This is a genomic window from Pseudoxanthomonas sp. USHLN014 (assembly GCF_037153335.1).
Lineage (GTDB): Bacteria > Pseudomonadota > Gammaproteobacteria > Xanthomonadales > Xanthomonadaceae > Pseudoxanthomonas_A > Pseudoxanthomonas_A winnipegensis.
In genome coordinates this window covers 1-8,967 of the sequence record NZ_JBBCKO010000021.1, presented here as the reverse complement: position 1 = coordinate 8,967, position 8,967 = coordinate 1, and the positions used below count along the sequence as shown (strand labels likewise).

Sequence of the window (8,967 nt, the reverse complement as noted above, 5' to 3'; positions counted from 1 at the left end):
AACCGCACCGCGCTTGAACTCGGTGCTGAACTTCCTTCGCTTCGACATGAACACTCCTCATGGCCTTGATCGGCCTTCTCGTAAGTGTCCGTGAAAACGGGGGTGAACCCTAGGCACGTTCTCGCAGACGGAGCTCAGGGTGTCGAAATGGTCCGAACGCCAAACGCCGTTGATCTTCTTAATGCCGCCGCGCTGACAACGGTAGAGTGGAACCGTGCCGGGGATCTGACTTTCAGCGACGTAGCCGAGGATTGAATTCATCGAATCGCGCCCCTGACCTTCGCAATTGGGGTCACTAGATGTGAAGCGATCAATCCCTCCGGGGATAAAGCAACTGTAAAGCGTTCTACTGCCAGAGAACGGGGTGAAAGAGATGAATCCATTCGTCCCATCCTGCCTCCAACCCAGATCGCTCCACCCTTGCGGCATTTCGCGGCCGGAGAAGTGATTGACTTCCTTTGCATTGTAGTAGCGATACAGCTGCACCAGCGTAGCTCCAGCGGGCGCGGTGGATTGTGCGTTCTCGATATGCGCACTTGCGGACCACGCCTTCAGGCCAACGTCTTGCGCGTTGACGGATCCAACAATTCCAACAGATGCCGCGAATGTAAGAGCGGCCATCTTCAACATCTTCATTCAATGCTCCGTAAATCTCCATGCGGACCTCTTGTCCGCCTAGAGAGGCTAGCATGTGAAATGGACGCTTGGTCGTGGCCGCGCCGGACCAGCCGGAGGTGTCCGCGACAACGCCGGCAGTCGCTGAGCCTTCGCCAAATCATGGGGGCACATTGAGGCTTGAGGCGACCGGGGTCACGCTACGGCGGGGCCTCTGCTATTTGAAGGGCGGCGCTGCTGCTTTTATTGATTCGGAAAGAAAGTTGAGCCACAAACCATCGATCATCGCAGACAGCATAATTAGGAAGGCGATGAGCGCGGTGGTGATCGCTATCCACATAACTGCACTTTGGAAAGGGATCATTTTTCTCGCGAGCTCAGCAGTCGACTCTTGGTAGTTGGAGATGTGCTGTTCGAACCGATAAGGGTCATTGACGGCGCGAGCTATGGCCTTATTGGAACTATTACGAAGCAGCATGCCAAAAACTTCCAGGCCAACGAAGCAAAGAACAGACAAAGCCAAGAGGACGCCCGCGGAAAGTGAGGTCGCCTTCGTGAAGTCTTTGCCTTGCGAGAGCATCGTGAATAGAGCTGCATATCCTGCAAGCATGATGACGTTGGCGTAATCTTTCGCAGAGCTCATGGCATGTTGAAGCATTTCCTTTTGAGCGCTGACAAGATCGCCTCGATAGTTCTCCCTATGGAAGAACATGATCAAAAAGAACAATTCTTGTGGGAGTTCCTCGTCCACCCACACGTTGAACTTTTGATCGCCGTGGAAGTAATGCCTAAGCGTGTATCGGCTGGATCCTTCTTGGCCTGGTAGATTGAAGGTGCCTTCGTGCTCCCACGAGTTTGGCGCTGTCAAACCGTTCCCTAAGCCTCCCAGCATCCGCCGTAAAGTTGATTCCTTCATGGGGAAACCTCGCGCGTTGCGTTAGTCGGTTAGCATTGAAGCGGGGTGTGTCTTCCGCATGTCGCCCTTCTCGGTGGTGACGGTGATGGTGTCCCCATCGCGCCGCCAGCACATCAGGTTTGTCATCGCGCCGCTGCCGTCGGGCCGCTGCAGGGAAACCGTGCTCCAACCCGCGCATGCGCCGCCGATGGACGTGGGCTGATCGCGCAGGACGAACATCGTTCCCGAGTCGACGCGCAGCCTGCCCGTGTACTGCTTGGCCTGCGACGTGGCCCGGCCGCCGCTGGCCTCCATGATCCCGGCGACCACCGCCGAGCCCACGAACAGCACGACCGGCACGCCGATGATCAGGGCCAGGGTCCAGAGGATGATCCTCGCAGTGCTGGTCGGCTTCTTCGCTGCCATATGCGGGTGCGTCGCTTGGGGTGCGCCAGCGACGGGGGCTCCGCAGTGAGGACAAGCCACGGCCTGATCGCGGACCGTCTGTCCGCATTCCTTGCACGCAATCAAAGCCATTCCCTGCTCCTTGGCGAATATCAGCAGCCGAAAATCGGAGGGCCAAAGTTTTCTTCCAACTCTGCTACGAGTGCTGGATCCGCTCCGCCGCGCACCTGCCGGCTTTCACTGACGCTTGGCATTGCTCCAAGCGCACCGACAACCACATGCCGGCGCACGCTCAATACGGTGTCCGGAGGGATCGGTTTCTCCTCCCGGTGGCCATGGTCATGCTTGTAGCTTCCGCTTACCCAGCCGGATGGCGTCAGGTGCTGGTCTTCCCATTCGTCACTTAGTGCCATGATGCTCTCCATGATCCGTGGGCTCATCCAGCCCAGGCTGAGCATGGAGAGTAACGGGCACACAGACAACAATTTGAGTCCGGCTTTCCGTACTCGCGTCCGTACAACGACAAAGGCCACCCTCGCGGATGGCCTAAGTAATTGAATCGCTACAACTTTTGCCACCTGAAGTGGTGGCCGGGGAGGGAATCGAACCCCCGACACAGGGATTTTCAATCCCTTGCTCTACCAACTGAGCTACCCGGCCAGTGCTGCACTTGCGGCCGAGCCGAAGCGAGGCGCGCATGATACGGATGGATTCCCGATCCGGCAAGACGCCTGATCACTGAACGTGTCGCCGCGCGGCCGTGCCGACCCGGCGGGGCCGGGTGCATCATCGCTGTCCCCGACACGGTTCGCCACCGGAGACGCCGCATGCAACGTCCGCGATTCGCCCGCCTGCTCGCCGCCGGCCTGCTGGCCGCCCTAGGCGCGGGCTGCGCCACCACCGGGCTGACCGATGCGCAGGAACTGGCGCTGTACCAGGCCCACGCCGGCGAGCCGGTCAAGAGCTTCACCGTCTTCGGCCAGCTCAACGGCTGGTCGCCGCTGGGCGATGCCGCGCTGGCGGTGTGGGCCAGGCCCAGCGAGGCCTACCTGCTGGAGCTGACCGGGCGTTGCGTCGATCTGGATTCGGCGCCGGCCATCACCGTGACCAACCAGGGCGGCCGGGTCTACGCGAAGTTCGACGATGTGCTGGTGCTGGGCGGGCTGCAGAACAGCTTCCGCATGCCGTGTCGGATCGCCGAGATCCGGCCGCTGGACGTCAAGGCCCTGCGGCAGGCGCAGAAACAGCTGCGCCAGGCCAACGCGGCCGAACGCCAGGCCGGCGCGCCGCCGGCGGGCAACCAATGACCGGTGGCCGTCACGGCGCGCTTGCGCGCTCGGCGCTCTGATCGATGCCTGGCATCCGCCACGCAAGAAGGAGATCCGCCATGAGCCGATGGACATCCCTGCCGACGCTGGCGCTGGCGGCCGCGCTGCTGGTGGCCGGCTGCGCCACCACCGGGCTGAGCGACAGCCAGCGACTGGCGCTGTACCGCGCCCACGCCGGCGCGCCGCAGAAGAATTTCAGCAACGCCGACCGCCTGATCGGCTGGACCGCGCTGGGGGATGAGGCCGTGGCGGTCTGGACCCGCCCCAACGAGGCCTATCTGCTGGATCTGGGCAACAGCTGCAACGGGCTCAACAACGCGACCACGATCCTGATCACCAACCTGCTCGGGCAGGTGTCGGCGGGCATGGACCGGGTGACGGTCATCGACCGTCCGGGCGGCTTCCACGTCAGCTGCCGGATCCAGAGCATCCGCAGGCTCGACACCCAGGCCATCCGTGCATCGGAACAGGCGCTGCGCGAGGCGAGGCTGGCCGAACGCGAGGCCGCCGACGCCGGCAGCTGAGGCTCAGGCCTGCGGGTCTGGCGTGACGTAGCCGGCGGGCTTCTCGGCCTCGCCGCCGAACAGGAACTTGCGCAGCTCGGCTTCGAGAAAGGCGCGGTCCTTGGGCGTGCGCGGCGAGAGGCGGTTCTCGTTGATCAGCATGGTTTGGTGCGCCAGCCATGCCGCCCAGCCGGCCTTGCCGATATGGGCGAACACCTGCTGCCCCAGTTCGCCCGGATAGGGGACGAAGTCCAGGCCTTCGGTGTCTTTCTTCTCGTACTGGCAGAACACGGTGCGGGGCATGTCAGGCATCCAGGAGTTTGCGGATGGGCGCAGGCAGGCCCAGCGTGGTCAGTTCGGCCGGGGCGACCCAGCGCAGGTCCGCATTGTCGCCCACCGCATCGCGCGGTGACAGGCGCGCCCAGCGCAGCGGCTGCATGTGCAGGCGGTAATGGGTGAAGGTGTGCGGGGTGTCGGGCAGTTCGTCGGCGGCGTCGAAGTCGCCGGCCAGGTGCGCGTCGAACCAGGCGCGCGCGGAGGTGGTGTCGTCGGCTTGAGGCAGCGACCAAAGGCCGGACCAGATGCCCACCGGCGGCCTGCGCTGCAGCAGCACGCGGCCCTGCGCGTCGAAGGCCATCAGCATCACCGCGCTGCGCTCGGGCAGCGGCTTGCCGGGCTTGGGCGTGGGCAGGGCCTCGGTAAGTCCTTCGCGGAAGGCGACGCACTGCGGAGAGACCGGGCACAGCAGGCATGCCGGATTGGCGCGCGTGCACAGCGTGGCGCCGAAGTCCATCTGCGCTTGGGTGTAATCGGCCAGCCGACCCTGCGGCACGTGCTGGACGTGTTCGACCGCCAACGCCCACAGCCGTTTCTCGATGGCCGGCAGGCCCGGCCAGCCGGCGATGCCGTGCACGCGCGACAGCACGCGCTTGACGTTGCCGTCCATGATGGCGAAGCGGTCGTTCCAGGCCTGGCTGAGGATGGCGCCGGCGGTGCTGCGGCCGATGCCGGGCAGGGCATGCAAGGCATCGAAGTCGCGCGGCAGCTCGCCATCGTGCAGTTCGACACAGCGCTTGGCGGCGGCATGCAGGTTGCGGGCGCGGGCGTAGTAGCCAAGTCCCGCCCATTGCGCCATGACCTCGTCCGAGCTTGCGGCGGCCAGGTCCGGCAGCGTCGGAAACGCCTGCAGGAAGCGCTCAAAGTAGGGGATGACCACGCGCACCTGGGTCTGCTGCAGCATGATCTCCGACAGCCACACGCGGTACGGCGTGCGCGGATGCTGCCAGGGCAGATCGTGGCGGCCGTGCTGGTCGAACCAGGTCAGGAGCTGGGTGGCGAAGGTGTCGATGGGGGGCTGGCTCGGGCTGGCTTGCTCTGCCTTCTCCGGGCTGGGGGGCACGGAGTGTCGGAGTTTGGGTGAAGCGCTGGGTGTTTAAACGATATGACTTCGGCCTGACCCTCACCCCAACCCCTCCCCCCAAGATGGGGCTGATGTCCCGGGGGGAGAGGGGCTTACAGGCGTCAGGCGCTGCCTAGGGTTTCGGGGAGTAGGGCGTCGACGAAGGCTTCTGCGTCGAAGACGCGCAGGTCTTCCGGGCGTTCGCCGATGCCGGCGTAGCGGATCGGGATGTTGAACTCGCGGGCGAGGGCGAACACCACGCCGCCCTTGGCGGTGCCGTCGAGCTTGGTCACCACCAGGCCGGTCACGCCCACGGCCGCATGGAACTGGCGCAGCTGCGAGAGCGCGTTCTGGCCGGTGGTGCCGTCGATCACCATCAGCACCTCGTGCGGCGCACTGGCATCGACCTTACCGAGCACGCGGCGGATCTTGCCCAGCTCGTTCATCAGGCCGGTCTGGGTGTGCAGGCGGCCGGCGGTGTCGGCGATCAGCACTTCGGTGCCGCGCGCCTTGCCGGCCTGCAGCGCGTCGAAGGCGACCGAGGCCGCATCCGCGTTCTGGCCCTGGGCCACGACGGTCACGCCGTTGCGCTCGCCCCAAGCCTGCAGCTGGGCCACGGCGGCGGCGCGGAAGGTGTCGCCGGCGGCCAGCATCAGGCTGAAGCCGTCGTCCTTGAAGCGCTTGGCCAGCTTGCCGATGGTGGTGGTCTTGCCGACGCCGTTGACGCCCACGGTCAGCACCACGAACGGCTTGGCGTCGCGGTCGATCGCCAGCGGCACGGCGACCGGCCGGAGGATGGCGATCAGCTCGGCGCGCAGGGCGGCCAGCAGCGCGTTGGCATCGGCGAACTCGCGCGCCTTCATGCGCTTGCGCAGGGATTCGACCAGGGCCGTGGTGGCGGTCACGCCGACGTCGGCGGTGATCAGCGCGGTCTCGATCTCGTCGAGCAGGTCGTCGTCGAGCTTGGGGTTGCGCGAGAACAGGCCGCCGAAGCTGCGCGCGAAGGCGCTGCCGCGCAGGCGTTCGCGCCAGCCGGTCTTGCCGGGGGCGGCGGCGGGCTTGTCGATGGAGGTGGGGCGGGGTGCGGTGTCGGGCGCGGGAACCGGCGCTTCGACGGGCGGCGGGGCGATCGGTGGCGCAGGTGTCGGAGCCGGCGCGGGCGCGGGTGGGGCGGCGACCACGACGGGCGCGTCGGCCACCGGTGCGGCGGGAACCGGGGTATCGATCAGCTGCCGCGTCGATGGGCCGGGCACGACGACATCGGGCTGGACCGGCGCGGCGGGCGCGAAGCGCTGGGGCTCGGGCGCGGTCGGTGCGGGCGCGGGCTCGGCGGCCTGCAGGATGTCGGCGACTTCGCGCGCCTGTTCGAGCGCGGCGGCCGCGTCGGCGGTGACCGGGCGCGCCTCGGGGAAGGCGGCGGCCAGCTCTTCCACGCTATAGCGGCGGGTGCTGCCATCCTGGGCGGACGCTGCGTCCTGCGGCTTCTTGCGGCGAAAGAAACTGACCATGTGCAGCCTTGGTAATGCGAAAAATGAGGGCGCAGATGCTAACACCGGGGTCTGGAAGGCCTGGTGTGCGGGGGGGGGGGCGACGGGATGCAATGAAGGTGGGGAATGCCGCGGGCTGGCCGTACCCTCACCCCAACCCCTCTCCCGGAGGGAGAGGGGCTCAAGTGGGTCAGCGGGACAGGTCGAGCAAGAGCTTGTTGAGGCGGCGCACGTAGCCGGCCGGGTCCTTGAGGCTGTCGCCCGCGGCCAAGGCGGCCTGGTCGAACAGCACGCGGGTCAGGTCGCCGAAGCGTTCCTCGTCGCTTTCCGCATCCAGGCGCTCGATCAGGGGATGGGCCGGGTTGAACTCGAACACCGGCTTGCCCTCGGGCACCTTCTGCCCGCTGGCTTCCAGGATCTGGCGCATCTGCAGGCCCAGGTCGCCCTCGCCGATGGCCAGGATCGCCGGCGAATCGGTCAGGCGATGCGACACGCGGACCTCGGACACATCCTCGCCCAGCGCCTGCTTCAGGCGCGCGACCAGCTGCTCCTTGTCCTTGGCGATCTGCTCCTGGGCCTTCTTGTCCTCCTCGGACTCCAGCGCGCCCAGGTCCAGGTCGCCGCGGGCGACATCGACGAAGGACTTGCCGTCGAACTCGGTCAGATAGCTCATCAGCCACTCGTCGATGCGGTCTGTCAGCAGCAGCACCTCGATGCCCTTCTTGCGGAACACCTCCAGGTGCGGGCTGTCCTTGACCGCCGCGAAGCTCTCGCCGGTCAGGTAGTACAGCTTGTCCTGGCCTTCGACCATGCGCGCCACGTAGTCGGCCAGCGCCACGTCCTGGGCGTCGGTGCCGGACTTGGTCGAGGCGAAGCGCAACAGGCCGGCGATCTTCTCGCGGTTGGCGTAGTCCTCCGAGGGGCCCTCCTTGAGGACTTGGCCGAACTCCTTCCAGAACTTGGCGTAGTCCTCGGGCTTGTCCTTGGCTAGCTTCTCCAGCATGTCCAGCGCGCGCTTGGTCAGGGCCGACTTCATCGAGTCGATCACCGGGCCCTTCTGCAGGATCTCGCGCGAGACGTTGAGCGGCAGGTCGGAGGAATCCACCACGCCCTTGATGAAACGCAGATACAGCGGCAGGAACTGGTCGGCCTGGTCCATGATGTAGACGCGCTGCACGTACAGCTTCAGGCCCTTGGCCGCGTCGCGGTGGTACAGGTCGTACGGCGCGCGCGAGGGCGTGTACAGCAGCGAGGTGTACTCGAGCTTGCCCTCGACCTTGTTGTGGCTCCAGGCCAGCGCGTCGGCGTGGTCGTGGGCGATGTGCTTGTAGAACTCCTGGTACTCGGCGTCGGTCACCTCCGACTTGGGCCGGGTCCACAGCGCGCTGGCGCGGTTGACCGCCTCCCATTCGGGCGCGGCCGGGGCCTCGCCTTCGGCCGGGGCGGGCTGCTCCTTGAGCAGTTCGACCGGCAGGGCGATGTGGTCGGAGTACTTCTTGACGATGCCGCGCAGGCGCCAGCCGTCGGCGAAGCCTTCCTCGCCTTCCTTCAGGTGCAGCACGATGGTGGTGCCGCGCTGCGGCTTGTCGATCGTGGCGACCTCGAAGTCGCCCTCGCCCCTGGACGACCAGTGCACGCCCTCGCTGGCCGGCAGGCCGGCGCGGCGGCTGTAGACGTCGACCTGGTCGGCCACGATGAAGGCCGAATAGAAGCCCACGCCGAACTGGCCGATCAGGTTGGCGTCCTTCTTCTGGTCGCCGGAGAGGTTCTTGAGGAAGTCGGCCGTGCCGGACTTGGCGATGGTGCCCAGGTGCGCGATGGCCTCCTCGCGACTCATGCCGATGCCGTTGTCCTCGATGGTGACCGTGCGCGCGTCCTTGTCGAAGGAGATGCGGATGCGCAGGTCGCTGCCGTCGCCTTCCAGCAGGGAGGCATCGGTCAGCGCCTCGAAGCGCAGCTTGTCGGCCGCGTCGGCGGCGTTGGAGACCAGCTCGCGCAGGAAGATCTCCTTATTGGAGTACAGCGAGTGGATCATCAGCTGCAGCAGCTGCTTGACCTCGGTCTGGAAGCCGCGGGTTTCCTTGTGGGTCTCCGGATGGGTGTCGGTGGTCATGGGTCGTCTTGCTCCGTGGTGGGACCGGCCTGATCGGCCGCCGATGGCTTCTTCGGGTGTGGGCGCAGTGGCGGATTTCAAGATGGGCAGGCGATTGACGGGCCGGCTTTTGTGGGAGCCGCCCGAGGGGGGGGAGGGGGGGGGCAGGCGCGGGGCGCGAGCCCGGCGGACGCCGGCCCCCACGCACGACGAACGCCGCACCCGGGGACACCCACCCGCGGC

10 protein-coding genes and 1 tRNA gene are annotated in these 8,967 nt (G+C 66.2%); 2 read left to right on the top strand and 9 right to left on the bottom strand.

Annotated features, from left to right (window positions below; all coding sequences use genetic code 11):
- Positions 1-57: 57 nt before the first annotated feature.
- The 5 genes from WFQ05_RS20495 to WFQ05_RS20475 form a co-directional block, all read right to left on the bottom strand.
- Complete coding sequence (locus WFQ05_RS20495; protein WP_337055188.1) at positions 58-636, bottom strand: hypothetical protein; 579 nt, start codon at positions 634-636, stop codon at positions 58-60.
- 196 nt (positions 637-832) lie between these two features.
- Positions 833-1,531, bottom strand: coding sequence for a hypothetical protein (locus WFQ05_RS20490; RefSeq protein ID WP_337055187.1), 699 nt, complete (start codon positions 1,529-1,531; stop codon positions 833-835).
- 21 nt (positions 1,532-1,552) lie between these two features.
- Positions 1,553-1,936 carry a hypothetical protein gene (locus WFQ05_RS20485; RefSeq protein WP_337055186.1) on the bottom strand — a complete coding sequence of 128 codons (384 nt, stop codon included), beginning with the start codon at positions 1,934-1,936 and terminating at the stop codon, positions 1,553-1,555.
- Positions 1,937-2,067: 131 nt separating this feature from the next.
- Positions 2,068-2,373 (bottom strand): hypothetical protein, encoded by a 306-nt coding sequence (locus WFQ05_RS20480; RefSeq protein ID WP_337055185.1) that lies wholly within the window; start codon positions 2,371-2,373, stop codon positions 2,068-2,070.
- 126 nt (positions 2,374-2,499) lie between these two features.
- Positions 2,500-2,575, bottom strand: a tRNA-Phe gene (locus WFQ05_RS20475).
- A gap of 167 nt (positions 2,576-2,742) precedes the next feature.
- Between WFQ05_RS20475 and WFQ05_RS20470 the strand changes: the two genes are divergently transcribed.
- Both WFQ05_RS20470 and WFQ05_RS20465 read left to right on the top strand, forming a co-directional pair.
- Positions 2,743-3,222 carry a DUF6491 family protein gene (locus WFQ05_RS20470; protein ID WP_337055184.1) on the top strand — a complete coding sequence of 160 codons (480 nt, stop codon included), beginning with the start codon at positions 2,743-2,745 and terminating at the stop codon, positions 3,220-3,222.
- 80 nt (positions 3,223-3,302) lie between these two features.
- Complete coding sequence (locus tag WFQ05_RS20465) at positions 3,303-3,767, top strand: DUF6491 family protein (RefSeq protein WP_337055183.1); 465 nt, start codon at positions 3,303-3,305, stop codon at positions 3,765-3,767.
- Positions 3,768-3,770: 3 nt separating this feature from the next.
- Here WFQ05_RS20465 and WFQ05_RS20460 read toward each other — a convergent pair whose 3' ends face one another.
- From WFQ05_RS20460 to htpG, 4 genes are all read right to left on the bottom strand, one after another.
- The gene (locus WFQ05_RS20460; RefSeq protein WP_337055182.1) at positions 3,771-4,049 is read right to left on the bottom strand and encodes an oxidative damage protection protein; all 279 of its coding nucleotides are present in this window, start codon (positions 4,047-4,049) and stop codon (positions 3,771-3,773) included.
- A 1-nt stretch (position 4,050) separates the two neighbouring features.
- A complete protein-coding gene (gene mutY, locus WFQ05_RS20455) occupies positions 4,051-5,145 on the bottom strand; it encodes an A/G-specific adenine glycosylase (protein WP_337055181.1) in 1,095 nt (364 codons plus the stop codon).
- 122 nt (positions 5,146-5,267) lie between these two features.
- On the bottom strand, positions 5,268-6,653 hold the full coding sequence (gene ftsY, locus WFQ05_RS20450; protein WP_337055180.1) for a signal recognition particle-docking protein FtsY: 1,386 nt from the start codon (positions 6,651-6,653) through the stop codon (positions 5,268-5,270).
- Between the two features lie 169 nt (positions 6,654-6,822).
- Positions 6,823-8,745: a molecular chaperone HtpG gene (htpG, locus tag WFQ05_RS20445; RefSeq protein WP_337055179.1), complete on the bottom strand. Its 1,923-nt coding sequence runs from the start codon at positions 8,743-8,745 to the stop codon at positions 6,823-6,825.
- Positions 8,746-8,967: the final 222 nt, after the last annotated feature.

Bases quoted from the DNA above. Each gene is read 5' to 3' on its own strand.
- WFQ05_RS20495 (WP_337055188.1), bottom strand. From the start codon at position 636: ATGAAGATGTTGAAGATGGCCGCTCTTACATTCGCGGCATCTGTTGGA.
- WFQ05_RS20490 (WP_337055187.1), bottom strand. From the start codon at position 1,531: ATGAAGGAATCAACTTTACGGCGGATGCTGGGAGGCTTAGGGAACGGT.
- WFQ05_RS20485 (WP_337055186.1), bottom strand. From the start codon at position 1,936: ATGGCAGCGAAGAAGCCGACCAGCACTGCGAGGATCATCCTCTGGACC.
- WFQ05_RS20480 (WP_337055185.1), bottom strand. From the start codon at position 2,373: ATGCTCAGCCTGGGCTGGATGAGCCCACGGATCATGGAGAGCATCATG.
- WFQ05_RS20470 (WP_337055184.1), top strand. From the start codon at position 2,743: ATGCAACGTCCGCGATTCGCCCGCCTGCTCGCCGCCGGCCTGCTGGCC.
- WFQ05_RS20465 (WP_337055183.1), top strand. From the start codon at position 3,303: ATGAGCCGATGGACATCCCTGCCGACGCTGGCGCTGGCGGCCGCGCTG.
- WFQ05_RS20460 (WP_337055182.1), bottom strand. From the start codon at position 4,049: ATGCCCCGCACCGTGTTCTGCCAGTACGAGAAGAAAGACACCGAAGGC.
- ftsY (WP_337055180.1), bottom strand. From the start codon at position 6,653: ATGGTCAGTTTCTTTCGCCGCAAGAAGCCGCAGGACGCAGCGTCCGCC.
- htpG (WP_337055179.1), bottom strand. From the start codon at position 8,745: ATGACCACCGACACCCATCCGGAGACCCACAAGGAAACCCGCGGCTTC.